This is a genomic window from Labrys methylaminiphilus subsp. lupini (assembly GCF_051161885.1).
In the GTDB taxonomy this organism is placed as follows: domain Bacteria; phylum Pseudomonadota; class Alphaproteobacteria; order Rhizobiales; family Labraceae; genus Labrys.
This window is the reverse complement of the sequence record NZ_JBMDIH010000002.1, coordinates 491,290-517,528: the sequence shown is the minus strand read 5'-3', so window position 1 is coordinate 517,528 and position 26,239 is coordinate 491,290. Positions and strand designations below refer to the sequence as shown.

Below are 26,239 nucleotides of genomic sequence, written 5' to 3'. Positions count from 1 at the left end.
TCGCCTCAGGCGGCAGCTTGACCCCCAAGGTCCGCAGTGGTGCGGGCAGGCGCTTGCGCCAACACGGTACGGAACCGCGGGGGTTGCTGGAGGATCTCGAACGGACTTAGGGGATCCGTCAGTCGGAGGGATTGGTGCTTTCGCAAGCGCGACCTCGGGGACACACGGCAAAACCTTCGTCTTGCCGGAGTAGTGATCGCGTGCGTTCAAGGCTGCACAGCCCGGACCGATATCCAATCATTCGCTCACCAACCACAACGCACATGCTCCGACAAAGCTGAATGAGACGAAAGCGCACGAGCTATGGCATCTTGTGGCATTGCATAGCGCTGCACCTATTCAAGCGGCAGATATTCGACCCAATCGGATTGAGGATAGCGCTATGACGATGTTCGCCAATCGCGTTCACAGCGCGAATTCGACCGATAAGCGGAGCACGGGCCTCCGATACGGGAGGGAGGCTCACCTGCGACCGAGCTGCGCGTTAGCAATACCGGTAACGTGCCAATCTAATGACGTCGATCTACTAAGGGTTTTTGAGTCGCCGCGGCAAATCTCGGTCAAATAGAGTGCTCAGCTCAAGCTGCAGCGCAACTGCGATCGCTTCTATTGTGTCAAGCGTCGGCGAGTTTTCTTCACGCTCAAGCTTCCCAATATAATTGCGATCGAGACCAGCAAGACCTGCCAGTTGCTCTTGCGACAGATCCGCCTGGTCGCGCAAGAGCCGCAAATTTCGGGCAAAGATCGCCGTCAGCCTCATGCCCCGAATGGGCCAGAAGCCATGTTGACGCTCCACCTACTATAGTAATCATTCGTGCACTCGTTCCCTGATTAGCGCAGGGATCGCGTCCAGACCTATTCGCAGCGCAAGCGCCGACATAAGTTCGCTTGAACCTAGGCGCCACTGGGGACAGCAACACATCGTTAAAATCAAAACCGCGCGATACTACGATAGAGGCGCCCTCGCCATAGTGCGCGTTTCAACGATACAATACCAAACCCTTGCGAGTGACGTCATCTAATAGATACTTGCAGATTAGCTGTTGCATTTTCCAATTGGGAGAAGGCAATGGTCAGCGAGCAATCTTCCCGTCGGCCTGCCGGCACAACAAGTGTCGGCAACGAGCCGAAGCATGCACTTCAAGTGGCAACCGCTGAAGCGATCGCCCATCACGGCGAGCTTCTACAGGGTGTCTTCGAGGGATCGGATGGGCGCCTTCACCGCGGTCTTCTAACCCTTCCCTTCCCGTCGCAATATACGCGGGCAACACTTTGGCCGAGCCTCGAGCCCGGTGTCCGCACACGACCCCTCGACCGCAACAAGGCTCGGCGAGCTGTGGCGCTTACTTTTGATCACCTTCGTGTTTCGCCGGTTGGCGGCGATCTTACGCTCGAAAGTTCCATTGCGATGGGGCACGGCTATGGTTCGTCCACGGCGGATGTCGTGGCCGCCATCCGGGCGGCGGCAATGGCGGCCAATGTCCATTTGCGCCGCTCGACCGTCAGTCGTTTAGCGGTTGAAGCAGAAGACGCGAGCGATGCCATTATTTATGAGGATCGACCGGTACTATTTGCTCATCGAGAAGGCTTTATCCTTGAACATTTCGGCGATGAATTCCCGCCGCTTATTGTTGTTGGCTTTCGCGATGGTGCCGCCAGCACAGTCAATACACTCAGTCTACCTCCCGCCCGTTATGATAGCGAAGAGATAGAGCTCTTTCGCGTGCTGCGCGGTCTCGCCTCCAGATCCATCCGTTATCAGGATCCAAGTTTGCTTGGGCGTGTCGCGACACTGAGCGCACGGATCAGCCAGCGCCATCTGCCGAAACCAGGGTGGCAGCGAGCTTTAGAACTCACGGAGGCCGCGAATGCTTGTGGCCTGCAAGTCGCCCATAGCGGGACATTGTTCGGCATTCTCTTCGACGGCGAGGCGGCAGGTGTCAGAGCACATGTATCGAAGCTCGTCACACTGGCCCAGCAAGCTGGGTTTGTGCAGGTCCAATCATTTGCTCTGAACCTCGAAAGGAGCGCCTTCGGATGAAAGAAGAAAAGGACTATCTGCGGGAATTCGAAACGCCACGCTTTGCACGCCTTGCCTCCAATCTCCATGCAGCAAGCTTCTCGTTGATGAAGCTCCTACCGGCCCGTTTCATGATTGATCGGGCCGAGGCAGACGGGCGACTTGCTCCAGGCGGACATGTTGTCGAGACGACTTCAGGCACCTTTGGGCTTGCCATGGCCATGGTTTGTGCGATCCGCCGCTACAGACTGACACTGATTACTTCTTCGACCCTCACCGACGATCGCTTCACCCGTCGCCTGGAGGGGCTTGGGGCCACCCAAATCGTTGTCGATGATCCAATCGGCGATGGCAACCAGCGGGGGCGACTCGAAAAACTTACCGAACTCATTAGCGCCAGCGATGGGATCTTCTGGCCTAAGCAGTATGACAGTCCGCACAACCCCCTCGCCTATGGCAGGTTCGCCGAACTGGCCCTTAGATCATTTGGCCGGATCGACTGCTTGATTGGATGTGTTGGCACTGGCGGATCTTTGTGCGGCACCGGATCTGTGCTTCGCCCACTGTTTCCCGATCTCAGGATTGTGGCGGTAGATACCCATCACAGCGTGCTGTTCGGGCATCCCGCTGGCAGGCGCACTCTGCGCGGGCTCGGCAACAGCGTTCTGCCTAGAAATGTGCGCCATACCATGATCGACGAAGTGCATTGGGTCGGCGCCCTGCCAGCCTACACCATGGCACATGCCCTCGTGCGCGAGCATGGACTATTCGTTGGCCCTTCAAGCGCGGCAGCGGCTTTGGTGGCGTCATGGTTCGCCAAGCGGAATCCGCACGCCAATACCCTGGTCATCATGCCTGATGAAGGACATCGATATCTGGACACTACCTACAACGACCGATGGCTGGAGGCCCTTTCGGGCTGGCCATGCAAGCTACCCATCGAGCCGACCTTGCTCAATAGGCCAACGCCTGCGGATGAGGCAGCCTGGACGCGCTTCGCTTGGAAACAAAGGACATTGGAAATGGTCCTAAAGCAACAAAAAGCCCCATCTACCCCTTGAGGCGATGCCGAACCTTCGGAAAGTAAGGCTCGCAGAAAAGAAGGACTTCAGATTTGGTGTGTCACGCGTCGGAGGAAGTCGCGGGTACGATCGTGTTTTGGACTGCAAAGTAACTCTTTTGCATCGCCTCCTTCGACGATGCGACCATCATCAAGAAACAAGGCCGCATCGGAGACTTCGCGAGCGAATTGAATTTCGTGTGTCACGATTAGCATGGTCATGTGTTCATTGGCCAAGGATCGTATGACCGAGAGGACTTCACCGACCATCTCCGGGTCGAGAGCTGACGCCGGCTCGTCGAACAACAAAACCTGGGGACGCATTGCCAGCGCCCTGGCGATCGCGACTCTTTGCTGCTGCCCACCCGAAAGCGAAGCCGGATAAGCATTGGCTTTCTGCGCTAGGCCTACACGCTCCAAAAGAGCCAAGGCGCGTTGGCGTACCTCGCTCTTGTCCTCCTTTAGAACATAGAGTGGCCCTTCCATCACATTCTCCAGGGCCGTACGGTGGGGGAAGAGATTGAAGCGTTGGAACACCATCGCTGCTCTTGCCCTGATCGTATGTATCGTTGTCGAACGAGCGTCGACCTTTACACCGTCCACGGTGACGCGACCGCTCTGGTAACGCTCCAACCCATTGACGCAACGCAGCAGCGTCGACTTCCCCGAGCCTGATGGTCCGATCAGACTGACGACCTGGCCCTTGGCGATTTTGGCATCGATACCCCTAAGGATCTCGATGTCTCCGAAAGACTTGCATACACCCTCGAACCTGATCATCGCCCCTCCGAGAGTGAGGTTTCCACCCGCCGCATCAGGAAGTTGAGAGGCATTGTCAGAGCCAGATAGAAGAGGGCCACCAGTGTGAAGATTGTCATATTGTCGAAAGTCGTGGAAGCGAGCATCTTGCCGCGCATGGTAAGGTCAGCCACCGATATCGTCGAAACGAGGGATGAATCCTTCAACAGCAAGACGACATTATTGGCATAGGGGGCAAGCGTGATACGGAAAGCTTGTGGCAGGACGACCCGGCGCATCATCAAAGGACGCCGCATACCGATTGATCTGGCAGCTTCAAACTGCCCCTTGTCGACGGCCAGAATCCCAGCACGAAAGATTTCGCTCAAATAGCAAGAGTGAGCAAGAGCCAGTGCAATCACGCCAGCCTGAAATGCCGTGAGGTCGATGCCTGCTTCGGGGGCGACGAAGTAGATGTAGAGAAGAACAACGAGAAGTGGAATGCCCCGTATGAACTCTACGGCAATGCGGGTCGGCAGTTCCAAGGATCCGACGCCCGATGTCCTCAATAGCGCCCAGGCCATGCCGAGAACTGTCGCAAGCACCAACGCCAGAATGGTGACCAAAACAGTGGCCCATAGGCCAGTGAGCAAGAATGGTATGTACTCTGTAGACCTGACTATGAAATTGTTCACGCATTCACTCCGCAAATCCGTCGAAATCGGATCGACGCCTCCCTCTTTCATTCAAGAAGAAGGCACCTGCGCTTGCCTAAAGGCCGTATTGGGCAAAAATCTTTGCAATATCGCCGCGCCGTTGCAGCTTCTCGATTGCAGCATTGATACGCTCCAAAAGCGCCGCGTTGTGCTTGCTAACAGCAAGCGCAACCTGCCCCACATGCAAGGGTTTGTAACCCTCAACCAACCGCACTCCGAGGTCGGGCTTGCGTGATAGTTGATAGGCCACAATCGGCCGATCGGCGAAACCGGCCTTGATCCGGCCCAACCTGACATCTCGGACAATATCGGCGATAGAGTCGTATTGGCGAACTTCAGTGAACAAACCGGTTTGCTGTAGATCCTCAGCAATGGTTGAACCGATCGGCGCCCCGACCGTCTCTCCCTTCAAGGCTTCGCGCGTGTAATCGTTGGAATCGTTCGCCGCTACGAACATAGTTTCGCCGAATTCATAGACCGGTAAGCTGAAATCCACGACCTCCTTACGCTTTTGCGTCACGAACATCGCCGCGGAAATCAGATTGATCTTGCCGGTCGTCAGCGCTGGGATCAGGGCGGGAAACGCAGATACTTCATACTCGACCCGCATGCCGCACTCGGCGGCAATGCTTGCGGCTAAATCCACCATTGCGCCGGTTGATTTCGACGACAGCGTGTCGACGAATGTGAGCGGCACTCCGGTCGTCGTGATGCCAACCTTCAAGACCTCCTCAGACTTCGCTTGGCCGAGCAGCACGCACGATGTCACAGCCAGAGCGGCGATCATCTTCAAGACGAGCATCTCGTCCCTCCTTGTTCCTTCGTTCGAATGAAAGTTTGGGACGTACCGTTACCCGTCCCTCTCGCCTCCAAGGCACTGGCCCGTCACTTGGGCCGCGTTTCCCTTCTTTCCAAAGCGAGGAGGTCAAAATCCAACTTGTGGCTTGGCCTCTAACCGTTCTCCATCCCTGAGATAGTCAAGTGCCTCAGCCTGAGATTGGAAGACATGTGGCGCGTTTCGATCTGGAATGGATCGATCAAAATCTTTAAGGCCGCTGCCGGTTACAACTGCAACGACGCTTTGTGAATCCAAGATGACGTTCTGGCGCCGTAATTGCACAATTGCCGCGAGCGGAGTCACCGATGCAAGTTCCGCCAGTATGCCCTCCGTGCGAGCGAGCTCTTCCTGGAGGACAATAAGGCCGTGATTGGAAACAGGTACGGCAGCCCCGCCCGAAGCGCGCAGAGCGTGAAGTGCCTGGAATGTGCTTCGGGTCGTGCCAATGGAGACAGCAAGAGTGTCGAAAGCAGCCGGCATTTCCGCTATTGCATCTGTTCCTGCACTCAGAGCGGCGGCCAGCGAACCGTGCACTTCTGCCGCAACCAAACGCGGCAATCGTTCAATGCGGCCGTTGGCGAACATATCCTCGAACCCCTGCCACAGACCCGCCAATGCATCGCCATAACACACCGGCAAGACGCACCAATCAGGCACCGCTCCCTGCATTTGGTCGATGATTTCATAGGCGAGGGTCTTGTATCCCTCGATGCCATAGGGATGGCTGCCGATGACTGGCCCATGGAAAGGTGATGTGACGAACCACCCGAATTGTTCCGCGCACTTCGCCAGCAGCGGCCAGCGCTGTGCCTTGTCAGCCAGTGACAGAACCGTCGCGCCATACTTGCCAATCTGGTCCAGCATGGCACCTGCTGTTCCGGCAAAAGTCACCACTACACATCTTATTCCGGCGCGTGCGGCATAAGCGGCAAGCGACGCGCCGGCATTTCCCGACGAAGCAGTGGCAATCACACTCGCGCCATCCAGACATGCCATGGAAACGGATACTGTCGAGAAGCGATCCTTATGGGACCAGGTGGGGTTCTTGGACTCGTCCTTGATTAGGAGGTTCGGGACCCCGAGGCGCTCACCGATAGCCCGTGCAGGCAGAAGTGGCGTCAGCCCCTCACCAAGACTTATGGCATCGTCCTTCGAACAGGGAAGCCAATCCGCATAGCGCCAAAGAGACGGCAGGCTGCTTCTTTCCGCGCGGGCCGCGTCATGAGCGGAGCCTTCGTTGCGCTCGTACACGACCTTGAGATTGGCAGGCGCTTGCGGTCGGCAAGTGGGGCATCCGCGTGCATCGATCTTAGTATTCAGTGGAAATCGACCGCCACACCGAAGACAGGAAAATCCTGAAAGGCGCTTCATGGCGTCACCTCAATAAGGCTGCCATCTGTGGCCATGAGCCGTTCCACTCCATCGGAGCGCACGACAATCATATCCTCAACCTGCAGACCCCATCGTCCCACTTCGTAGTACGGCGTCTCAACACAGAGGACCATACCTTCCTCCAGCACTTGGTCACTCGAGCCGGAGAGCAAAGGCAGGTCATAACCATCAAGGCCTATGCCATGGCCGACGTGGTCTCGCTTATAGTGGGGAATGCCTTCGCGGCGCACGACATCCATGACAGCCTTGAAGACCTGGTTCGCATACACGCCTGGGCGAATGATCTGACAGGCATGCTCCACACCGCGCAGCAGAGCATGATGAAGACGACGTGCTTCCAACGGTGCCTCGCCAAGCACGGCATTGCGCGCGATGTCTGCGCGATAGTGACCAAAGCGGCCGCCGACATCGAAGCGAATAATCTCCCCCTCTCGCAGCTGGCGCTCCGAGGGTTGGACATTGGGCAGTGCGCTGCGCTCGCCAAATCCGATGCATCCCAAGACGGGCATGGCCCCTTCGACGACAGTTTGAACGTGAAACGCGCGAGCCAGTTCATGCTCGCTTGCGCCCTCCCGCACGACAGACAGAGCAGCAGCGATCGAGCGTTCAGAGATCTGCGCGATTTGACGCAAACGTTCTATCTCGACAGGTGTTTTTATAGCTCGCACATGTCGAAGCACGCCGGCTCCAGGAACCCAGATGACGGTTGGCAAGGCTTCCTTAAGCTGCTCAAGATAGCCTTGCTCAAGACCCGTCTCATCAATTGCGATGCGTCCCGTCTGAAGTCCTTTGTCTTTTAACGTTTCAATCAACGCTGTCAGTGCGTCGCTATAGGAGAGCTCTTCGCGCAAAGCGAGGTGCCGTTTATCGACGGGATTGCTAGCGGCATCGGAGTCCATTTCAATGTGGAATTCGCCGTAGCGACGCACATCCTCAACCTGAGGGGCCTGGTCGGCGACAAGATCCAGCGTACTCGTGCCCGTTATGATCGCTGGTTTAGCTAGATCGGCCCGCGGCCAAACCACATAGGCCTGGGGTCCGCGTCGTATCCATTGTGGCAGAGCCCAGAAATTACTGAGATAGGTTACGTTTTCAGGGCTCGTTGCGATGATGGCATCGAGGGCTAGCTCGGCCATACGGCTGCACAGTCGCGGTTGGTTAAGGAGCATCGCGCTAATCCTCTCCTTGTGGGTTGGCGTCGTCGCGATAGCCAAGACGCATCGAAATCCGCGCGACGGCGGCGGCGATTTTCTCTCCGACCTGAGGGAGTTCGACTTGAGGCCCGACAGCTTTGGGATAGGCCACGCTGATCGCCCCGACGAGCGTACCCCTGGCATCTCGAATGGGAGCGCCCACGGCGATCAAGCCGGCAAAGTTCTCATCCAGCGACGTCGTATAACCTGTGGACCTCGCAGCCTGAATCTGACGGTTCAGCCGGTCGATATCGGTAACCGTGCGCGGCGCAAGGCGTTCGAACGGCCCCGCTCCGAGAATAGCGACGATCGCATCACGATCGAAATCGAGGAGCAGGGCCTTACCCATTGCAGTTGAGTGAAGAGCAAAAGTCTCGCCAGCCGACGAACGGATTACAACGGGGCTCCTACTTTGGGCGACACGTAGATAGATGCCCTGATCGCCACGTCGAATACCTAGGAAGGCATTGAAGCACCCCTCCCCTGCAAGAGTGTCGAGTTCGACTTGCGAGGCTCGTATCAGCCGGTCCTCGCGGAGCATGTGCTGAGTCAACGAGACGAGGGCGGGGCCAAGCCGATAGCGGCGGGTCGCAATATCCTGCTCGACATAGCCGTGATCGGCCAACGTATTGAGGATGCGCTGGACGGCGGGAGGACTGAGATCGAGATGGCGGGCGATCTCTCGAACGCCAAGAACGCCCTGGGCCTCTCCCAGCTTCCGCATCACGCCAAGTCCCCGCTCAAGCGAAAGATTGCCGGACATCCGTGTTCCTTAAATCGGAATAATGTTCCTTATTTTGATCAATACAGCATGCCGACTCCATGTGTGTCAATGTCGAATGTTCACTATAGTGTGTCGTCCTAAAGTGAACGCCGTGGCGACCATGACGCCATGGATGTTTTTGCGTTGGTGGGGCTGAATCTTCAGCGACTGCGCCGGAATCGCCAGGTTTCGCAAGAGGAACTGGCCTTTCGCGCAGAATCGACGCGCGGCTATCTGAGCGGCATCGAAAACGGCAAGCGTAATGTGACGATCGAAGTCCTCGACAGATTGGCCAGAGCGCTCGAGGTCGACATCGCAGAATTTTTCATAAACCCGCTTGAGGCTAGGCCACCTGCAAAAAACAGGTCACTTAAGAAGCGCGCGGTCAAGAAATCTGCCCCAAAGCAGAAGCCAGTTCGTGGCCGCCGCGTGAGATAGGTGGTTCCTTACGATTGAGCGTCGCTCTCCGCCTTCATTCTTGCTGGCAAGTCCCGATCGAGCATCGAGTCCAAATCGACTTGTAGCGCGATAACGATTGCCTCGACCTTATCGAGTGTGGGCGAATTGGCTTCGCGTTCAAGTTTCCCGATGTAGCCGCGGTTGGTTCCCGCAAGGCTCGCCAATTGGCTCTGAGTCAGACCTGCTTTGCTCCGCAGGAGCCGCAAATTGCGGGCAAAAATAGCCGTCAATTTCATAGCGCAAGCGAGCCAGAAGCACGCTACGGCATCCACCTACTATAGTACTCATTCGTATTCTGCTTACTTGCTCGGCGAACGATCTGCGAGCTATGGTCCTCGCGTATGAGACAATAACCTCAAGAAGTTTGTAACGGTGCAATCAGTATTCCAAAAGGTATTGTTTGAGACCCTGGAGGCGATACATCGAATTGACCGCGCCTCCACCCCACGCGAAATCGTGGCTGAGCTTCACTCTGGCACTGAACACTACGGCGTCACAGCCAGCATCATCACGGAGCTGCCTTCACCCACAATCGATGACTGGCAAGATTGCATCCTGGCGAACGGGTTACCCACTGAGTGGTATGTTCGCTACATCGCCGAGAAGCTCTATCGCCACGATCCCTGTGCGGAGCGGTGTCGTATGACTGTCGAATCCTTCTTCTGGCACGAACTCGACCAACGCACTATGTCGCCATCGGCAAAAGAAGTCTTGGTGAAGGCGGCCGAATTCGGCCTGTCTGACGGTTTATGCATACCGTTTCACCTACCAACCTCATATCCTGCGGCCGTCGCCTTGGCTGGAGAGCGCTTCGACCCACCACCTTACGCATGCACTTTTCTGCACGCCCTCGCCTGGCACGCCCTTCACGCGGCGCTGCGACTTGCTGATCCATCCAAGTGCGGATCCGTTACGGGACTTTCAGAGCGTGAACGCGAGATACTGCAGTGGACAGCTTCAGGTAAAACAGCCTGGGAAATATCTCGAATTCTTGGCATCTCTTGTCATACGGTCAACACACACCTGCGAAACGTTCGACAGAAATACGATACAGCCAATAATGCGCATTCAATTGCTGAAGCAATTCGAAGGCATGACCTCCAATTTTGACAATAGTATATATAATATCCAAATTACTTTGAGATATTTCTGCGGCACCCCCCTACCTAAATCATGCGATAGGCAAGAAGGTTGGTGCCAGCCCTAATTCCTTTTTGGGATCGGCAGCATTCGACAAAAAAGGAGTCCTACGATTGTCGATTGATTTGCGCCATATTCGCTACGCGATTGCCGCTGCGGATCACGGCAGTTTTCGACAGGCAGCTCGTATGCTTGGTGTGCAGGGCTCTGCGCTCAGCCGGCGTATTCGGGATTTAGAAGATCAGAGCGGCGCCTCCCTGTTCATTCGCCACAAAGGAGGCGTTGCAACTACCTACGCCGGCCGATATTTTGTTGAACAGACACGTCGCGCCGTAGAACAAATCGAAAGAACCCAAAAATATATCGGAGCTTCGGGGCGAGGCGAGAATGGTATAATTAGAATTGGCCTTAATTTTTCGATCGGATCCAGCTTCCTATCAGAAATTATCAAAAATTTTTGTGACAAGCACTCTGCTGTAAAGCTTGAATTTTTTGAAGGAATTCTGTCGGAGCAACTGATCTGCCTTCGCGATTATCGCCTTGATGTTGTCTTTATGATGGGACTGGGCGCAATTGCAGGTCACGAAACACTGGGATTGTGGAGAGAAGACATCTATGTAGCCATGCCGGCAGGCCATGAGCTGCAGGACTATACCCAGGTCGAATGGCAAGATCTAAGGCAGCATCCCCTTGTTGTCAGCGATATGGCCGCTGGTCCCGCAATAGTGGGCCATATTATCGAGCACGTCATGAAGCTTGGACATTCGCCCCGCATCGAACACCAAATGATTCATCTCGATACCCTCATGCAGATCGTTGCATGCAACCGGGGGCTGACCTTGGTCAATGAAAGCATGTCAGCGACGCAATTTCCCGGCGTGATTTATCGCCGCTTGGTCGCGCCTCCCATCTCATTTCAAGCGGTCTGGTCCGCGACAAACGACAATCCACCTTTCCGGCGTTTTTTGAGCCTAGCCAGAGCCACATCGAATGTCTTTGATCACGATGAGCTAAATCGAGAGCCCCGTCTCCAGAGGACGACGCAGACGCCGCAATATCCTATTTATTTGTCTTCCGAACCTTAGCAAATCCGCGATCGGTTGCCATGAACCGTTCCAGCATGGGGACGATCAGCCTGGCTGCATCCGGAGGCTTGCCAGCGCTCTCACGACCCAGGATTTCGGCATAGGCAACAAGATCGCGATGGAGGCTGGCCGGCAGATCCAGCGTCACCTTCACCGGTTTGTCGTCGGCGATCGGTCCGAGCTTCAATTTGGTCATGGTCATCCTCTGTAGGGTTCGAATACGAGGTCGCGGGTGACGATGACGCGCACCGGGAATCCCGGGCGAATGGTCAGCGTCGGCGCGACGTTGAGCTGGCGGCGGATGATCTGCTGGCCGGCTTCGTTGATGGTGTCCTGCGTGCCATTGCGGATCGCCCGTAAAAGCCGGTTCTGGTCATCGACGGCGAGTTCGGCGCCGACAGCAAGCAGCGTCGACAGGCCGGCCGCCTTGGCAAGATCCCACCAGTGGTAGTCGACACCGTCCTCGAGGCCGGCATAACCTTGCGGATCGGCACCCGGCTGACGCTCCAGGACGATGGAGCGTCCATTCAGCAGGATGAGCCGGTTCCAGACGAGCAGCACCCGCCGTTGGCCGAACTGGACGTTGTTGTCATATTGGCCAATGATCCGGGTTCCCTGCGGCACGAGCAGAATACGGCCGGTGGGACTGTCATAGATGTTTTCCGTGACCTGCGCCGTGATCTGGCCGGGCAGATCCGAGCGGACCCCCGTGATGAGCGCGGCCGGAATGACGGCACCGGCCTGCAGCACGTACGGCGATGCCGGCGGCGTGACACGATCGGGCGCAATGGTGCGCCGATCGGCGGACGCATTGAGGAAAGCCAGTTGCCTGTCCTGGGCTGTTGATTGGCCAGACTGACCGGCGATATCAAGACCTGCAAGGCCGGGCGTCGACCCACCGGTCATGCCTGCCACCGCCGATCCCGCCCGAGCCTGGAAGAAGACGGTGCTGGTACGGGCGGCCTCTTCCTCGGCCCGTCGACGTTGCTCGGCCTCATCGATGCCCGTTGTGGGAACGGCCGGCGGGACGACGGGCTGCCCCTTGTTCTGCGCGTCCAGGATGGGACGGCCGAGGTCACCAGGGAGCGCCGGTCCCAGGATCGGGCCGGTATAGTCACGCGGCAGGCCGGCAAGGCCATCGGCGGGCTGCCGATTGGCGGTGGAATAGAGCTCCTCCCCGCTTTGTCCGCCACTGCGGTTTTGAAGAGCATAGATCAACGCGCCCCCGACGCCGAGCGAGGCGACGATGCCGATGCCAACCAACACCTTGCGCGAAAGCCGGGTGACGCGCGGCGGCTCGGCGCGCAGACGCATGGCCGCGGCATTGTCGTTCTCGCTCATGACGAAGGCCTCGCATCGGTCCGCACGATCTTGACGGTCTGCTGGCGATCGGCGCTGCCAAGACGCAGTTCGGCAGCGCCGAACAGGCGATCCACGATCAGGATGTGCTGGTAGGTACGGGTGTTGACGATCTGGGCTTCGCCCTCCGGGCCGATGACGAAGAGGGGCGGCATTTCGCCTTGCACGATGCCACGCGGGAATTCGACATAGACGTGCCGGCCATCATCATAGACGGCAAGAGGTCTCCAGGGCGGATTGTCGCCGGTTAGGCCATAGCGATAATTGCGCGCGGCAACCGCGGGGATCGCCGGTGCTGGCGGCACGACTTGGCGCAGACCTCCCGACGCTCGCGGGTAGGCCCAGGAAATGGCCGGCATGTAGGGTTTTTCGCCCGAACGCAGCTCGATCATATAGGTGCGACGGTCGGTAGTGATGACGAGGTTGGTGGTGATAGCCGCCCGGCTGGGTTTCACCAGGACATGAACGCGTCGTGTCACCCCGGCTCCACTCTCGGTGTCACCGATGATCCAGCGGGCGGTGTCGCCGGCGGCGATCGGCCCCGCTCCGGTTAGATTCTCGCCGGGCTCGAGCGTGATATCCGTGATCTGCCCAGGGGCGGCATAAACTTGGTAGAGGGCGCCTTCCGACCAGGGATAAACCTGGATGGCATTGTAATAACCTTCGCGGCGCGGCTGGACGCGGGCGGCGGCATTGGCGTTCTCGACGCGAGCGGTCGGCACCGTCGCAGCCGCGCCGCCGCGCGTCGGCGACCAGGCCGGGGGACTGTGCAGCGGCCGCGGCCGGTCCTCGCCAACTGCAGCCGGCATCGCGGCAAGTGGCGGCACGTCCTTGTCATAACGGATCTCAGGGGGCTTTTGCGGCGTGGCACAGCCTGCCAGTATGGCACCGGAGAATAGGACAGCCACCATTGCGGATTTACGGAAAATTGCGCTGCCGTCTTTACGGGTCCTTAGCCAGCTCATTGGCTCATCTCCCGTGACCAGTTGATGGCATTGACATAGATCCCGAGCGGATTGGCCTTGAGCCGATCGGCATCGCGTGGCGGCTGGATGGCGATGGTGAGGATCGCGGTCCAGCGTTCGGTCGCCGAGAGCTTTCCGTCCTCATAGCGACGCTCCATCCAGGCAACACGGAAGGAATCCGGCGAGGCGCGAATGACCGACGATACCTCGACGGCGATCTGCTGCTTGCCGACCTTGATGAAGGGGTCATTGGCACGGGCATAGTCGTTGAGTGCCCCGGCGCCGCGATCCGTGGTCCACTCGTAGGCTCGCAGCCAATTCTGGCGGACGATGACCGGATCGGCGGGAATGGAGCGAACCTGCTCGATGAAGCGGGCGAGATGCCAGGCGATTTGCGGATCGGTCGGGCGATAGTCGGCCTCAGCTGGCGCGACCGACTGCGCCTGGCCGAGATTGTCGACCTGAACCACCCATGGCACGACCGTGCCGTTTGCCGACTGCCAGACCAGTGCCGCGGCAAAACCTGTCGACAGAATCAACGAGCCGAAGGCCATGTACCGCCAGTTCCTGGCCTGAACGCGGGCTGATCCGATACGCTCATCCCAGACCTGCGCGGCCCTCTGGTAGGGAGTTTCGGGTTCGGGAGTCCTGCCGTAATGCGCGGCATGCCGCCGGAAAAGGTTCATGAGCGATCACTTTCGGAGAGATTGACGGAGGATCCGACGCCGTGGCTGTCGCCAGCGCGAACGGCATGGGCCGCGGTCTGAACCGCGTGCCCCGTATGAATGGATCGGCGAAGGCGCTGCGTCCGGCCTGAGGGGGCATCCGCAGGCCTGGTCTGTGCAGGCGATGTCTCGGCCCCAGCGCCAATCGTCCCCTTGGTCGAGGAGCCGCCGGTTACAGAGAAGCCGGATTGAATGCCTTTGGCATAACTGGATCCGCCACTCGCAGCAGCCCTGCGAAGCGGCGAGGTCGCCGCGCTACCCGCTGCACGTGCCACACCGCCGAGACCCGAGGCGACACCGGCCGCTCCGGATGTTCCCAAGGCACCCAGCGAATAGGCCGAGCTCGCAGAGCCGGCTGTGGTCGCGCCGGCGCGGACGGCAGCGGCTGCGCTGGAAAGCGCAGTCACCCCTCCCCTCGCAGCCAGCATCGCGCCACCACCAACGGCGAGGGCCGCCCCACCGGCAACGACCCCCGTGCCGACGGCCGCGCCAGCGCCAAGCTGCGGCCCTCCGGAAACGAGGCCATTGGCGATACCGGGACCGAAGATGCCAAGGCCGAGGAGCGACAGCGCGGCAAGAACCACAGCCATGGCGTCGTCGATGGTCGGCGTCTGCCCTCCAAAGCCGCGGGTGAACTGATCGAACAGGGTCGAGCCGATGCCGATGACGACGGCGAGCACCAGGACCTTGATGCCGGAGGAGATCACATTACCGAGCACACGTTCGGCCATGAAGGCGGTTTTGCCGAACAGGCCGAAGGGGATCAGCACGAAGCCGGCGAGTGTCGCGAGCTTGAATTCGATCAATGTGACGAAGAGCTGGATTGCCAGGATGAAGAAGGCGAGGATCACCAAAGCCCAGGCAAAAAGCAGGCAGGCGATCTGGATGAAGTTCTCGAAGAACGCCACCCAGCCCATAAGGTCGGAAATGGATTCGAGCAGTGGACGGGCCGCGTCGAGGCCGGTTTGTGCGACCTTGCCGGGCCGCATCAAATCGGCCGTCGAAAAGCCGGTGCCACTGGCCTTGAGCCCGAGGCCCGCGAAGCTGTCGAAGACGATCTTGGCCAGATTGTTCCAATTGGAGATGAGATAGGCGAAGGCAGCGACGAACAGCGTCTTTTTCACCAGCCTGGCGATGATGTCGTCATCCGCGCCCCAGCTCCAGAAGAGTGCCGCCAGCGTCACATCGATGACGATCAGCGTGGATGCGATGAAGCCGACTTCTCCGCCGAGCAGCCCAAAGCCGGAGTCGATATAGCGAGTGAACACCCCGAGGAAATTGTCGATGACGCCGCTACCGCCCATGCGTCATCGTCCTTGGTTCGAGGGTGATGGGAACGGCTCGGATGTCCGGCCGAGAAAGCGATCGCGGGTCAGGCTCCACACACGCAGGCACTCGGCGTCCTCGACCGCCTTTTGTCCGAGTCGCTGGCAGCGGCGCTGACCTTCACGCAGCGGATCGCCATCGGTTGGGATCAGGCGCACTGGCGAAGTCGGCAGCCTCTCCTGCCTATCGGTCAGTTCGATCACCGTCACTGTCAGGGCGACAGCGACGAACACGATCGCGCCCAGGCGCGCAAACGTCTTGCTATCCATGACGACGTGCCCTCCCCACTTCAGTTGCCGTTGTTGAACATCTGGGCGTTGCCGGGCTGGTAGCCGGAACCCGGTGTCAGGAAGCGACGACGTTGCTCGCGTCCCTGTTCGGCCGCGGCTGCGCGCTCCGCATCGGTCAGCGCGCCGGCCCGGCCATTGGCGGCGAGCAGTGCGAGCAGATCGGAGAGCTGCTGGGATTGCAGAGCCAGAATCTGATTGCCGGCTTGGGCTGCCTGCAGCGCACCGGTCGCGCCCTGGCTCTGGTTGACCAGGGCCGACATCTGCGTCCGGTTCGCATCGATATTGCCGACGACACCGGCCTGTACCCGCATGGCATCCTGGAGACCGCCAACCGTGTTCTGCCAGCGCGAGCGGGCATCGGCGACGAGTTGCCGGTCGCTCGCAGACAGCGAGATATTCGCGTATTTTTGCTGGAATATTTGGTCGACCTTCTGGACGTCGAAGGCGATGTTCTGCGCCTGGTCGAGAAGTTGCTGGGTCCTCTGGACTGACTGCTGGATCTGCTGAAGCGAAGAGAACGGCAGGCTCGCAAGATTGCGCGCCTGGTTGATCAACATCTGCGCTTCGTTCTGCAGGCTGGTGATCTGATTGGTGATCTGCTGGAGGGAACGCGACGCCGTCAGGACGTTCTGCACGTAGTTCGAGGGATCGAACACGATGACGGCATAGGCTGGCGCCAGGGTCGGAACGAATGCGAGCGGTTGCGCGAGCAAGCTCGCCCCAAAGGCAGCAGCATACGAGCGAAAACGACGATGGATCATGAGTGAGCCTCCTGTTCGACTTGGGGAATGGAGAGGTGGAGTGTCGGAATGAGATCGATCGCCCAACCGGCATTGCGGGCCTCGAGCCAGGCTTTGAGAAAGCCCTCGTGGCCGTGGTCGGCGAGCAGGTTGGCAATGAGCGTCTGATCGGATTTGGAGGATGCAGCGCATAGCGCGAAGCCGACTTCGGACAGGCCAAGCTCGAAGAGGCGATTGCCGCGCCGTGACTGGCAATAATAGTCACCTTTGGGTGTTGCCCGCGCGAGGATCTCGATCTGCCGGTCGTTCAGCCCGAACCGGCGATAGATCGCCGTGATCTGCGGCTCAATCGCGCGCTCATTCGGCAGGAGAAGCCGGGTCGGGCAACTTTCGATGATTGCCGGCGCGATCGCCGAATTGTCGATGTCGGAAAGCGACTGCGTGGCGAAGATGACGCTGGCGTTCTTCTTGCGCAGCGTCTTCAGCCACTCACGAAGCTGGCCGGCAAACCCCTCATCGTCCAGCGCCAGCCAGCCCTCATCGATAATGAGCAAGGTCGGACGTCCATCGAGACGGTCGCCGATGCGATGGAACAGATAGGACAGCACGGCCGGCGCCGCGCCCGTACCGACCAGGCCTTCGATCTCGAAGACTTGCACGTCGGCGCCCCCGAGATGTTCGGCTTCGGCATCGAGCAGCCGGCCATAGGGACCGCCGATATAATAGGGTTGAAGCGCCTGTTTGATGCTGTTGGACTGGAGCAGGACCGCCAGACCCGTGATGGTACGCTCTTCGATGGGAGCGGAGGCGAGAGAGGTCAGCGCGGTCCAGATGTGGTCCTTGACCCCCGGAGTTACGGGTACACCTTCGCGCGTGAGGATCGCGGCGAGCCAGTCAGCCGCCCAGGCGCGTTCATAGGTATCGTGGATGCGACCCAGCGGCTGCAGCGCGACGGAGGCGTCGGAGCCTTCGGTCAGGCCGCCGCCGAGATCGTGCCAATCGCCGCCCATGGCGAGTGTCGCGGCCCGGATCGAACCGCCGAAATCAAAGGCGAAGACCTGGGATCGCTCGTAGCGCCGGAACTGCAAGGCCATCAAGGCAAGCAGCACGGATTTGCCGGCACCGGTCGGGCCAACAACGAGCGTATGACCGACATCGCCGACATGAAGGGATAGCCGGAACGGGGTCGAGCCTTCCGTCCTGCCGTAAAGCAGCGGGGGCGCATTGAAATGCTCGTCCCGTTCCGGCCCCGCCCACACGGCGCTGAGGGGGATCATGTGGGCGAGATTGAGCGTCGAGATCGGCGGCTGGCGGACATTGGCATAAGCGTGTCCGGGCAAGGAGCCGAGCCAGGCATCGACGGCATTGACAGTCTCGATCATGGCGGTGAAATCGCGGCCCTGGATGACCTTCTCGACCAGGCGAAGCTTTTCGTCGGCAAGGCGCGGGTCAGCATCCCAGACAGCAATCGTGGCCGTGACGTAGGCCATGCCGGCAAGATCTTGTCCGAGTTCCTGCAAGGCGAGGTCAGCGTCACCTGCCTTGTTCGCCGCATCCGTGTCGACGAGGACGGATGCCTCGTTGGTCATGACTTCCTTGAGGATCGCGGCGATGGATTTTCGCTTGGCAAACCATTGCCGCCTGATCCTGGTCAACAGCCTGGTGGCATCGGTCTTGTCGAGAAGAATGGCACGCGTCGACCAGCGATAGGGGAAAGCCAGCCGGTTGAGGTCATCGAGCAAACCGGGCGTGGTCGCGGTCGGGAAACCGACGATCGTGAGGATGCGCAAATTCTGATCGCCCAGACGCGGTTCCAGGCCACCAGTCAATGGCTGATCGGCCAGCAATGCGTCGAGATAGATCGGCGTCTCGGGGACACGGACGCGATGGCGTTTGGTGGAAACGCACGAATGCAGATAGGTCAGCGTCTCGGCGTCGTCGAGCCAGCCGCATTCCGGCATGAAGCCATCGAGCAGGGCCAGAATGCGGGTGGTGCGATCGGCAAAGCTTCGCAGAATCTCCGACGGATCCACGCCAGCGCGTTCCTTGCCCTCATAGAGCCATGTCTCGGCGCGCGCCGCTTCCTCAGCTGGCGGGAGATAGAGCAGAGTCAGGAAATAGCTTGAGATGAAATGGACGCCCTGCTCCTCGAAATCGGCCTTGCGCTCGGCATCGACGAGACTGGAGGCCTGATCAGGAAAGATGCTGTCGGGATAGGCCACCGCTTCGTGGCGCTGCGCTTCGACGAAGATGCTCCAGCCCGACCCGAGGCGGCGGAAGGCGTTGTTGATGCGGCCGGCGACCGCAACCAGTTCGGCCGCGACGGCAAAGTCCAGATCGGGACCGCGAAAGCGCGCGCTGCGCTGGAACGAGCCATCCTTGTTGAGCACGATGCCCTCGGCCACGAGCGCAGCCCAGGGCAGATAGTCGGCAAGACGTGCGGCGGAGCGGGGATATTCGGCGAGGTTCATCATGGCCGCCGCTCACACCGACAGATGAGCGGGAATGTGCAGGTGCCGGCGTCCAACTTCGATGAAGAGTGGATCGCGCTTTGCGGCCCAAACCGCCGCAAAATGCCCGATGGCCCAGATCAACAGCCCGACGAGCCACAGACGCAAACCGAGGCCGACCGCCCCTGCCAGCGTGCCGTTCACGATGGCGATGGAGCGCGGTGCGCCGCCGAGCAGGATGTGCTCGGTCAGCGCACGACGAACCGCAACCGTGAAACCCGGCACGGCGTCGAGTTGTTCAAAAGCCATCGCCATCAAACCAGCGCTCCACCGCCGAAGGAGAAGAAGGAGAGGAAGAAGCTCGACGCGGCGAAGGCGATCGACAGGCCGAAGACGATCTGGATCAGGCGGCGAAAACCGCCCGACGTATCGCCAAAGGCAAGCGCGAGGCCGGTCGCGATGATGATGATGACGGCGACGATCTTGGCGACCGGGCCCTCGATCGATTGCAGGATTTTCTGGAGCGGCTGTTCCCATGGCATCGACGAACCGGAAGCATGGGCGGCGGAAAGGAGGACGAGGTTGGCAAGGGTCAAGGCAGCAACAGTCGCGGTCATGCGGCGGATGCGCCCGGTGGTGGGGATCATGGGAATTCTCCTGCGATCGAGGTGTCCTGGGTAATGCGGTAATCGCCGTCCGGGCCGAGCCCTTCGACGAAGGCGAGTTCGGCCAGCCGACGCGCGGAGCCGCGACCTGACAAAACGGCGACGAGATCGATGGTCTCGGCGATCAGGGCGCGGGGGACGGTGACGACTGCTTCCTGGATGAGCTGTTCGAGCCGGCGCAAGGCGCCGATGCCGGAACCGGCGTGGATGGTGCCGATGCCGCCCGGGTGCCCCGTCCCCCAGGCCTTCAGGAGATCGAGCGCTTCTGCACCACGGACCTCTCCAATGGGAATGCGGTCCGGCCGCAGTCGGAGCGATGAGCGCACGAGATCGGATAATGTGGCCACACCATCCTTGGTGCGCATGGCAACCAGGTTGGATGCCGCACATTGCAGCTCGCGCGTGTCTTCGATGATGACGATGCGATCGGCGGAATTCGCGACTTCCGCGAGCAAGGCGTTTATGAGCGTGGTCTTGCCGGTCGAGGTCCCCCCCGCAACCAAGATATTCGCCCGCGAGACGACTGCTGCGCGCAAGGTTGCGGCCTGGCGGGCTGTCATGATGCCGGTATTCACATAGTCGCCGAGCGTGAAGACGGCGACAGCGGGCTTACGGATGGCAAAGGTTGGAGCAGCGACAACGGGAGGAAGCAGGCCTTCAAAGCGCTCGCCCGTCTCGGGGAGTTCAGCGGAAACGCGCGGCGCACGCGCATGAACCTCCGCACCGACGTGATGAGCGACCAGGCGCACGATGCGCTCGCCATCGGCCGCCGATAATGTCTTGCCGGTGTCGGCCAGTCCCTCAGAGAGACGATCGACCCAGATGCGGCCATCGGGGTTCAGCATGACCTCGACGACGGCGGGTTCCTCCAAAAAACGGGCAATGGCTGGGCCAAGCGCGGTGCGCAGCATGCGCGCGCCACGTGCAAGACCCTCTGAGTTGTGGTGCGAAGCCACCATGCTCCCCCGATTCCAGCGGGGCGGACACGGTCCTTCCCCTGACGGGGATGATTAAAAGAGCCAGATTTCGCGCTGCTTCAACGAGAAATCAAGGACGCCGTAGTATGGCGTAAAAATACAGGAGATCGGCGGTTTCGTGCTTTTGATGTCCACGAAGGAGCGGGTGAGCACGGGGTATTCGAAGCAGCAGTCAGTGCTTCGAATGCCTAGCAGTGATGGCGGTCGTATATGCCCCCACATCAGGCCGACCGGGAGTTCATGCAGGAAGTCGAGCTCCTGCGCGGGATCGACGACGAGGAGGCCGTCGGGCTTTGCGGCCCGGGAGACGATCTTGGCAAGATGCTTCGTCCGCGCCACGCCAACGGAAATTGGCAGACCTAGTTCGGTGCGTACACCCATCGTGGTTGCTGAAACGGCCAACTGCGCCAAGTTCCCAGTCTTCCAAGTCGAACCCAGGTCTTCGTAACAATCGGTACGCTTTTGTGAACGGCCTAAGCGAGCCGCGAGTGGAACCTCTTATCGTGGATCAGGTTCGGAATGCGACTCCCTCAATGGGACGATCAGATGCAAACAGGAGATCAACCATGACTGCAAGATCATTTCTTCTCGTCACGGCTTTTACACTTTGCGTCGCCGCACCGACAGCAGTGTTAGCCCAGGGAGTGCTGCCGGGGGCGAAGAATGGGGCCGAACAGGGCAACGATGCTGCAGGCCCGGTCGGCGGTGTCGTCGGAGGCGCCGTTGGCGCCGTCACCGGCGGGATCAACGGATTGCTCGGCATCAAGGAAAGGCCGCGTTTCAAGAAATACGTGATCGAGCAGCATCCGCGGGTGTTCACGTACGATCAACCAGTTGCGGTAGGTACCGTACTGCCAGCAGAAGGTGTCGAATATTACGAAGTCCCGGCTGAATATGGGCACATCACCTATCGATACGCGTATGTGAATGACGAGGTCGTCCTCGTCGACCCGGGTACCCGGCGGATCGTACAAATCGTGGAGTAGGCAGATTGCTTCCAGCAAGGCCGCGTCAACGCGGCCTTGCTCCGCTCTAATCCCCGCCGAACACCAGGTGCAGGTGTCTACGCCCGTTTGTGCGGCAACTGACGTCCAAGCAGGCCCTCGTGAGCGGCACACCAACGCGTTGCAGCCGGCACCTACGATTTCCCGGGTTCTTGAGGCCGATCCAGGCTGACGGCCTCACCATGGTGGCCACCGCACGCCAAATAATGCTGCATGCCGGTGGCGACGTACGCCCCTCCCAATGATTGGGTGAATTGATTGGTTCCCCTGCTCTCGCGCACCGTGGTCCACGCAGCAGCAAACCGGGTCGGGAGCCATCTCGGCGAAGACAGGATAATACCCCTTACGCGCCGGCAACCGGTCCGGATGGCATTTCAGCCTCCACCCTAGCCTCCGACGATCGGCAATATCTCGCCGGTGATGAAGCTCGAGCACTGGGGCGAGGCCAGGAAGACATACGCAGGCGCGATTTCCTCCGGCTGTGCCGGTCGCCCCATCGGAGTATCGCTGCCGAACCTGGTGATGTCCTCGGCGGTTTTGTCCGAAGGGTTGAGAGGCGTCCACACAGGTCCGGGCGCCACCGCATTCATGCGGATCCCCTCTGAAATCAGATTTGCTGCGAGCGCCCGGGTAAAGGCGTGGATGGCTCCCTTGGTCACAGAATAATCGAGGAGCTCCTTGGGGCCAAACATGCCAGTAACCGATCCGGTGTTGATGATGACACCCCGTTCCTTTACATGCGGTACGGCTGCCTGCGCCACAAAGAAATAGCCGTAGAGGTTGGTTTCCACGTCAGATCGAAGTGGTCCTCGATCAGATCCTCGATGTTCTTGGCATGGACCTGGAAGGCAGCATTATTGACAAGAACATCCTGCCGGCCATCGTGCCGGACCATGTCGGCGACAGCACTCGCGCAGAAGGCATGCGAGCGGACATCACCTTCGATAAGTAGACATTGCCGACCTTCCCGCCGGACGGCATCGCGGGTGACATTCGCATCCGACGGCTCACCAGGTCGCGAGTGTCGCCATCCTGGCCTCCTTGCCCTTCATGCCATTGTCGGTTTGCTGTTCGACCTTGGGAGGATGCCCCTTCAAGGCCCGGTGTGTGTCAGCACGACACCGATAATATGCGCTGCATGTCACAGTTAAATCGCGCTTGCTCGGATGTGATGACTCCATGTTGTTGTCCCTCATACCAGCCTCCGTACGGCGACGCCGGCCGTTGCTTCCCTCTTTATTCTCAAGTGTCGGAATGGAACTGCCCAGGCGTCCAATCTGCCAAGCATAAGGATAGATTTCCATTCTGCCTGCGATGCCTTCACTAAATCCGCCGAAAATACTTCAAAGAAAGCGAGCTATAGCAAATGCCACTCCCAAAACGGGAGTGGCATGACCATCATGGATCAGAAGTCCATGCCACCACCGGCAGGCATGGCGGACCGGGTCTCTTGCTTCGGCTTTTCAGCTACCATCGCCTCAGTGGTTACCAGAAGGCCAGCAACTGAGGCCGCATCTTGCAAGGCTGTGCGAACGACCTTGGCAGGGTCGATCACGCCTTGCTCGAAGAGATTGCCATACTCGCCTGTCTGGGCATTCCAGCCATGGGCGTAGTCGGCGGTCTCCCGCAGCTTGCCGACGATGAGTGATCCTTCCCATCCAGCATTCTCGGCGATCTGCCGTATGGGCGCTTCGATGGCCCGGCGCACGATGTCGATGCCGTATTTCTGGTCCGCGTTGTCGGGCGCCAGTGTTTCAAGAACCTTGGCGGCTCGCAACAAGGCTACCCCGCCGCCTGGAAGGATGCCTTCCTCGACCGCGGCCCGCGTGGCGTGCACGGCATCGTCCACGCGATCCTTGCGTTCCTTGACCTCGACTTCGGTGGCCCCGCCCACACGAATGACCGCAACGCCGCCGGCAAGCTTGGCCAGGCGCTCCTGGAGCTTTTCGCGATCGTAGTCGGAGGCGGTCTCCTCGATCTGCGCCCTGATCTGGGCAATACGGCCGTCAATATCCTTACTGGCGCCGGCTCCGTCGACGATGGTGGTGTTCTCCTTTTCGATCACTACCTTCTTGGCGCGGCCGAGCATCTCAAGGGTCACGTTCTCCAGCTTGATGCCAAGATCGTCACTGATAACCGTACCGCCGGTGAGAATTGCGATATCCTCGAGCATGGCCTTGCGACGATCGCCAAAGCCCGGAGCCTTGACCGCCGCAACCTTCAGGCCGCCGCGCAGCTTGTTCACCACCAGCGTCGCCAGAGCCTCTCCTTCCACATCTTCCGCGATGATGGTCAGGGGCTTGCCCGACTGTACGACCGCTTCCAGGACCGGCAACAGGGCCTGGAGATTACCCAGCTTTTTCTCGTGAATCAGGATGTAGGGATCCTCGAGTTCGACGCGCATCTTCTCCTGGTTGGTGACGAAGTAGGGCGACAGATAGCCACGATCGAACTGCATCCCCTCCACGACCTCGAGCTCGGTCTCGGCCGTCTTGGCCTCTTCCACGGTGATGACACCCTCATTGCCGACCTTCTGCATGGCCTCGGCCAGAAACCGCCCGATCTCGGTGTCGCCATTGGCGGAGATCGTGCCGACCTGGGCGATCTCGTCGTTCCTGGTGATCTTCTGGGCGTTGGCCTTCAGCTCGCCGACGACGGTGTCAACTGCCTTGTCGATGCCGCGCTTGAGGTCCATGGGATTGATGCCCGAGGCCACCGCCTTGGCGCCTTCCTTCACGATGGCTTGGGCAAGCACGGTGGCCGTAGTCGTGCCGTCGCCAGCCAGATCGCTGGTCTTGGAGGCGACTTCGCGCACCATTTGGGCGCCCATGTTCTCGAACTTGTCCTCAAGCTCGATTTCCTTGGCGACGGTGACGCCGTCCTTGGTGATGCGAGGAGCGCCGAACGATTTTTCAATCACGACATTGCGCCCCTTGGGACCGAGCGTGACCTTCACGGCATTGGCGAGAATGTCGACGCCACGCAGCATCTTCTCGCGTGCTTCGGAATGGAACTTGACTTCCTTGGCAGCCATTGAATCTCTCCTGAATAGGCAGCTATCTCAAACTATGATGGCGAAGAAGCCGTCAGGCGGCCTTCTTCACGCGGCCGGCGTTCTCGATCACGCCAAGAACATCGCTTTCCTTCATGATGATGAGATCCTCGCCGTCGATCTTGATCTCGGTACCTGACCATTTGCCGAAGAGGATGCGGTCGCCGACCTTGATGTCGAGTGCGACCAGCTTGCCGGATTCGTCCCGCGCGCCAGGGCCGATCGCGAGGATCTCGCCCTGCTGCGGTTTCTCTTTGGCGGTATCGGGGATGATGATGCCGCCCGCGGTTCTTTCGTCGGCTTCGATGCGGCGGACCAGAACGCGGTCATGCAATGGACGGAACGTCATATCGTTCTCCTTCAAGGACAAACAATTTTGAGGTGTTCCACCGCTCCGATCCGACGACCGGAGCGGGGTGCGCGACCCAAATGGCGTCGCGCGTAAAATCACTTGGTTGAACGCTTTTTTGATTTCAAGGGGTCGGCCGAAAATTTTTGGCACTCCGCAGTCGAGAGTGATAATCGCTTGAATATACGCGTGTTTTAGCCCTATCCGCGCTGTTCCGCCTTGAGGAGGGCGCCTGCCAGCGGGCTATGGCGAGCACTCTCTCAAAGTGCGCAAGAATGATCTGAACGACCTCTTGAAATGTCCGAAACGCCGACTAGATCGTAATCGCCGGTCGCCATGCGGGATCGGCATTTCTCCCCTGGACAACAGCGTGTCTGGTGGAGGGATGAAACTTGTAACCATGTTGCTTTTAGGAGGATGTGGCTATGAGAACCACTCTCGACTTTACACCGTTTTTCCGGTCGAGCATCGGCTTTGACCGGATGTTGAACGCGCTCGAAGCGACGAGCCGTATTGAGACGGCCGACAACTGGCCTCCCTATGACATAACCAAGACCGGCGAGGACGATTATCGTATTACCATGGCAGTCGCCGGCTTTGCGCAAGACGAACTGGGCATCACCCAGGAGCGCAACGTCATGGTTGTGTCGGGGCAGAAGGCTGGGGAGGACAAGGGCCAGTATCTGCACCGCGGCATAGCGGCGCGTGCCTTCACGCAGCGTTTCGAACTGGCCGACCACATCAAGGTTGTTGGCGCAAATCTCGACAAGGGCCTGCTGACGATCGATCTCAAGCGCGAGGTTCCCGAAGAGATGAAACCGCGCCGTATTGAGATCGCAGCTGACGATGTATCGACGAAAGACGCAACCAAGCAAACCGAGATCGGAAAGCAAGCCGCCTAGGGCTGCTTTTCAAGACCGCTCGGGCAAAGCG

General features: G+C 59.4%; 29 protein-coding genes and 1 pseudogene. 7 read left to right on the top strand and 23 right to left on the bottom strand.

Annotated features, from left to right (window positions below; all coding sequences use genetic code 11):
- Positions 1 to 526: 526 nt before the first annotated feature.
- Positions 527 to 760, bottom strand: coding sequence for a helix-turn-helix domain-containing protein (locus ACN6KF_RS28095; protein WP_434960190.1), 234 nt, complete (start codon positions 758 to 760; stop codon positions 527 to 529).
- A gap of 309 nt (positions 761 to 1,069) precedes the next feature.
- On the opposite strand from ACN6KF_RS28095, the gene ACN6KF_RS28090 reads away from it, so the two are divergent.
- Positions 1,070 to 2,041, top strand: a complete 972-nt coding sequence (locus ACN6KF_RS28090; RefSeq protein ID WP_434960189.1) for a GHMP family kinase ATP-binding protein — start codon at positions 1,070 to 1,072, stop codon at positions 2,039 to 2,041.
- Complete coding sequence (locus tag ACN6KF_RS28085) at positions 2,038 to 3,081, top strand: cysteine synthase family protein (protein WP_434960188.1); 1,044 nt, start codon at positions 2,038 to 2,040, stop codon at positions 3,079 to 3,081. The genes ACN6KF_RS28090 and ACN6KF_RS28085 overlap by 4 nt, the downstream gene beginning before the upstream one ends.
- Before the next feature lie 47 nt (positions 3,082 to 3,128).
- Here ACN6KF_RS28085 and ACN6KF_RS28080 read toward each other — a convergent pair whose 3' ends face one another.
- The 6 genes from ACN6KF_RS28080 to ACN6KF_RS28055 form a co-directional block, all read right to left on the bottom strand.
- Positions 3,129 to 3,860, bottom strand: a complete 732-nt coding sequence (locus ACN6KF_RS28080; protein WP_434960187.1) for an amino acid ABC transporter ATP-binding protein — start codon at positions 3,858 to 3,860, stop codon at positions 3,129 to 3,131.
- A complete protein-coding gene (locus ACN6KF_RS28075; protein ID WP_434960186.1) occupies positions 3,857 to 4,513 on the bottom strand; it encodes an amino acid ABC transporter permease in 657 nt (218 codons plus the stop codon). Before ACN6KF_RS28075 ends, ACN6KF_RS28080 begins: the two co-directional genes overlap by 4 nt.
- A gap of 76 nt (positions 4,514 to 4,589) precedes the next feature.
- Positions 4,590 to 5,336 carry an ABC transporter substrate-binding protein gene (locus ACN6KF_RS28070; protein ID WP_434960185.1) on the bottom strand — a complete coding sequence of 249 codons (747 nt, stop codon included), beginning with the start codon at positions 5,334 to 5,336 and terminating at the stop codon, positions 4,590 to 4,592.
- 123 nt (positions 5,337 to 5,459) lie between these two features.
- Complete coding sequence (locus tag ACN6KF_RS28065) at positions 5,460 to 6,743, bottom strand: threonine synthase (RefSeq protein ID WP_434960184.1); 1,284 nt, start codon at positions 6,741 to 6,743, stop codon at positions 5,460 to 5,462.
- Positions 6,740 to 7,933 carry a M24 family metallopeptidase gene (locus ACN6KF_RS28060; protein ID WP_434960183.1) on the bottom strand — a complete coding sequence of 398 codons (1,194 nt, stop codon included), beginning with the start codon at positions 7,931 to 7,933 and terminating at the stop codon, positions 6,740 to 6,742. Before ACN6KF_RS28060 ends, ACN6KF_RS28065 begins: the two co-directional genes overlap by 4 nt.
- A 4-nt stretch (positions 7,934 to 7,937) precedes the next feature.
- Entirely contained in the window at positions 7,938 to 8,720 is a 783-nt protein-coding gene (locus ACN6KF_RS28055) for an IclR family transcriptional regulator (protein WP_434960182.1), read from the bottom strand.
- Positions 8,721 to 8,849: 129 nt separating this feature from the next.
- Between ACN6KF_RS28055 and ACN6KF_RS28050 the strand changes: the two genes are divergently transcribed.
- Positions 8,850 to 9,158 carry a helix-turn-helix domain-containing protein gene (locus ACN6KF_RS28050; protein ID WP_434960181.1) on the top strand — a complete coding sequence of 103 codons (309 nt, stop codon included), beginning with the start codon at positions 8,850 to 8,852 and terminating at the stop codon, positions 9,156 to 9,158.
- A gap of 8 nt (positions 9,159 to 9,166) precedes the next feature.
- Here the strand turns inward: ACN6KF_RS28050 and ACN6KF_RS28045 are convergent, their stop codons facing one another.
- The gene (locus ACN6KF_RS28045; RefSeq protein WP_434960180.1) at positions 9,167 to 9,415 is read right to left on the bottom strand and encodes a helix-turn-helix domain-containing protein; all 249 of its coding nucleotides are present in this window, start codon (positions 9,413 to 9,415) and stop codon (positions 9,167 to 9,169) included.
- Positions 9,416 to 9,551: 136 nt separating this feature from the next.
- Between ACN6KF_RS28045 and ACN6KF_RS28040 the strand changes: the two genes are divergently transcribed.
- Positions 9,552 to 10,289, top strand: a complete 738-nt coding sequence (locus ACN6KF_RS28040) for an autoinducer binding domain-containing protein (RefSeq protein ID WP_434960179.1) — start codon at positions 9,552 to 9,554, stop codon at positions 10,287 to 10,289.
- A gap of 143 nt (positions 10,290 to 10,432) precedes the next feature.
- The gene (locus ACN6KF_RS28035; RefSeq protein WP_434960178.1) at positions 10,433 to 11,404 is read left to right on the top strand and encodes a LysR family transcriptional regulator; all 972 of its coding nucleotides are present in this window, start codon (positions 10,433 to 10,435) and stop codon (positions 11,402 to 11,404) included.
- Here ACN6KF_RS28035 and ACN6KF_RS28030 read toward each other — a convergent pair.
- The 12 genes from ACN6KF_RS28030 to ACN6KF_RS27975 are packed head-to-tail and all read right to left on the bottom strand — an operon-like array spanning position 11,379 to position 21,312.
- Complete coding sequence (locus ACN6KF_RS28030) at positions 11,379 to 11,600, bottom strand: DUF2274 domain-containing protein (RefSeq protein WP_434960177.1); 222 nt, start codon at positions 11,598 to 11,600, stop codon at positions 11,379 to 11,381. The two genes, ACN6KF_RS28035 and ACN6KF_RS28030, sit on opposite strands and share 26 nt — an antisense overlap.
- Before the next feature lie 2 nt (positions 11,601 to 11,602).
- Positions 11,603 to 12,745, bottom strand: a complete 1,143-nt coding sequence (locus tag ACN6KF_RS28025; RefSeq protein WP_434960176.1) for a TraB/TrbI/VirB10 family type IV secretion system protein — start codon at positions 12,743 to 12,745, stop codon at positions 11,603 to 11,605.
- Positions 12,742 to 13,728, bottom strand: a complete 987-nt coding sequence (gene trbG, locus ACN6KF_RS28020) for a P-type conjugative transfer protein TrbG (RefSeq protein WP_434960175.1) — start codon at positions 13,726 to 13,728, stop codon at positions 12,742 to 12,744. Before trbG ends, ACN6KF_RS28025 begins: the two co-directional genes overlap by 4 nt.
- Positions 13,725 to 14,414 carry a conjugal transfer protein TrbF gene (trbF, locus tag ACN6KF_RS28015; protein WP_434960174.1) on the bottom strand — a complete coding sequence of 230 codons (690 nt, stop codon included), beginning with the start codon at positions 14,412 to 14,414 and terminating at the stop codon, positions 13,725 to 13,727. Before trbF ends, trbG begins: the two co-directional genes overlap by 4 nt.
- Entirely contained in the window at positions 14,411 to 15,757 is a 1,347-nt protein-coding gene (trbL, locus tag ACN6KF_RS28010) for a P-type conjugative transfer protein TrbL (protein ID WP_434960173.1), read from the bottom strand. The genes trbF and trbL overlap by 4 nt, the downstream gene beginning before the upstream one ends.
- 3 nt (positions 15,758 to 15,760) lie before the next feature.
- Positions 15,761 to 16,048: a putative entry exclusion protein TrbK-alt gene (gene trbK-alt, locus ACN6KF_RS28005; protein ID WP_434960172.1), complete on the bottom strand. Its 288-nt coding sequence runs from the start codon at positions 16,046 to 16,048 to the stop codon at positions 15,761 to 15,763.
- A 20-nt stretch (positions 16,049 to 16,068) separates the two neighbouring features.
- Positions 16,069 to 16,830 carry a P-type conjugative transfer protein TrbJ gene (gene trbJ / locus ACN6KF_RS28000; RefSeq protein ID WP_434960171.1) on the bottom strand — a complete coding sequence of 254 codons (762 nt, stop codon included), beginning with the start codon at positions 16,828 to 16,830 and terminating at the stop codon, positions 16,069 to 16,071.
- The gene (trbE, locus tag ACN6KF_RS27995; protein WP_434960170.1) at positions 16,827 to 19,283 is read right to left on the bottom strand and encodes a conjugal transfer protein TrbE; all 2,457 of its coding nucleotides are present in this window, start codon (positions 19,281 to 19,283) and stop codon (positions 16,827 to 16,829) included. The genes trbJ and trbE overlap by 4 nt, the downstream gene beginning before the upstream one ends.
- A gap of 9 nt (positions 19,284 to 19,292) precedes the next feature.
- Positions 19,293 to 19,574: a VirB3 family type IV secretion system protein gene (locus tag ACN6KF_RS27990; RefSeq protein ID WP_434960169.1), complete on the bottom strand. Its 282-nt coding sequence runs from the start codon at positions 19,572 to 19,574 to the stop codon at positions 19,293 to 19,295.
- A complete protein-coding gene (locus tag ACN6KF_RS27985; protein ID WP_434960168.1) occupies positions 19,574 to 19,906 on the bottom strand; it encodes a TrbC/VirB2 family type IV secretion system protein in 333 nt (110 codons plus the stop codon). Before ACN6KF_RS27985 ends, ACN6KF_RS27990 begins: the two co-directional genes overlap by 1 nt.
- Complete coding sequence (gene trbB, locus ACN6KF_RS27980; protein ID WP_434960167.1) at positions 19,903 to 20,883, bottom strand: P-type conjugative transfer ATPase TrbB; 981 nt, start codon at positions 20,881 to 20,883, stop codon at positions 19,903 to 19,905. The genes ACN6KF_RS27985 and trbB overlap by 4 nt, the downstream gene beginning before the upstream one ends.
- Before the next feature lie 51 nt (positions 20,884 to 20,934).
- The gene (locus tag ACN6KF_RS27975; protein WP_434960166.1) at positions 20,935 to 21,312 is read right to left on the bottom strand and encodes a hypothetical protein; all 378 of its coding nucleotides are present in this window, start codon (positions 21,310 to 21,312) and stop codon (positions 20,935 to 20,937) included.
- A 155-nt stretch (positions 21,313 to 21,467) separates the two neighbouring features.
- Here ACN6KF_RS27975 and ACN6KF_RS27970 point away from each other — a divergent pair, with 155 nt between their 5' ends.
- Positions 21,468 to 21,887, top strand: coding sequence for a DUF1236 domain-containing protein (locus ACN6KF_RS27970; RefSeq protein WP_149249091.1), 420 nt, complete (start codon positions 21,468 to 21,470; stop codon positions 21,885 to 21,887).
- Positions 21,888 to 22,291: 404 nt separating this feature from the next.
- On the opposite strand, the pseudogene ACN6KF_RS27965 reads toward ACN6KF_RS27970, so the two are convergent.
- The 3 genes and pseudogenes from ACN6KF_RS27965 to ACN6KF_RS27955 form a co-directional block, all read right to left on the bottom strand.
- Positions 22,292 to 22,914 (bottom strand): annotated as a pseudogene (locus tag ACN6KF_RS27965) (SDR family oxidoreductase); the annotation flags it as partial.
- A 396-nt stretch (positions 22,915 to 23,310) separates the two neighbouring features.
- Positions 23,311 to 24,939 carry a chaperonin GroEL gene (gene groL / locus ACN6KF_RS27960; RefSeq protein WP_434960165.1) on the bottom strand — a complete coding sequence of 543 codons (1,629 nt, stop codon included), beginning with the start codon at positions 24,937 to 24,939 and terminating at the stop codon, positions 23,311 to 23,313.
- A 52-nt stretch (positions 24,940 to 24,991) separates the two neighbouring features.
- Positions 24,992 to 25,306: a co-chaperone GroES gene (locus ACN6KF_RS27955; protein WP_149250666.1), complete on the bottom strand. Its 315-nt coding sequence runs from the start codon at positions 25,304 to 25,306 to the stop codon at positions 24,992 to 24,994.
- A 425-nt stretch (positions 25,307 to 25,731) separates the two neighbouring features.
- Here ACN6KF_RS27955 and ACN6KF_RS27950 point away from each other — a divergent pair, with 425 nt between their 5' ends.
- On the top strand, positions 25,732 to 26,208 hold the full coding sequence (locus ACN6KF_RS27950; RefSeq protein WP_149249089.1) for an Hsp20 family protein: 477 nt from the start codon (positions 25,732 to 25,734) through the stop codon (positions 26,206 to 26,208).
- The last annotated feature ends 31 nt before the right edge of the window (positions 26,209 to 26,239 follow it).